The following is a 349-nucleotide window of genomic DNA, read 5'->3' as shown; positions in this document are numbered from 1 at the left end:
ACGCGATGCACGACGAGCGGCGGAGTCAAGTTGTATGAAGTGGTCAATCAACCGTCGCCGCCGCGTGATCGCCACCGTTCGTCCAATTGTCGATTCTACGTATGCGTTTCACCGTTTTTATCTTGGCGTGTCTGACTCTTGACGCGACAACCCTAGTCTACGCTGAGGACTTCGTTCCTGTGCCGCTGCAGCCTTATCGCATGGGAGCTTCTGACGACGATCTTTTCGCTCGTCGCAGCGAAAAACCTTCGGCAATGGTCGAGCTGTCTGGCACTCTTCATGTAGGTGTTTCCGAGGTGACGAATCGACAGTTCCGGGAATTTGTCGAAGACACGGGCTACCAAACATC

1 protein-coding gene is annotated in these 349 nt (G+C 54.2%); it reads left to right on the top strand.

The window, feature by feature from the left end:
• Nucleotides 1–101 precede the first annotated feature (101 nt).
• A partial coding sequence (locus H1B37_RS33210; protein WP_182871554.1) for an SUMF1/EgtB/PvdO family nonheme iron enzyme occupies nt 102–349 on the top strand: 248 nt, incomplete at its 3' end.

This window comes from Stieleria mannarensis, from assembly GCF_014154935.1.
In the GTDB taxonomy this organism is placed as follows: domain Bacteria; phylum Planctomycetota; class Planctomycetia; order Pirellulales; family Pirellulaceae; genus Stieleria; species Stieleria mannarensis.
This window is presented reverse-complemented; position numbering and strand designations above follow the sequence as displayed.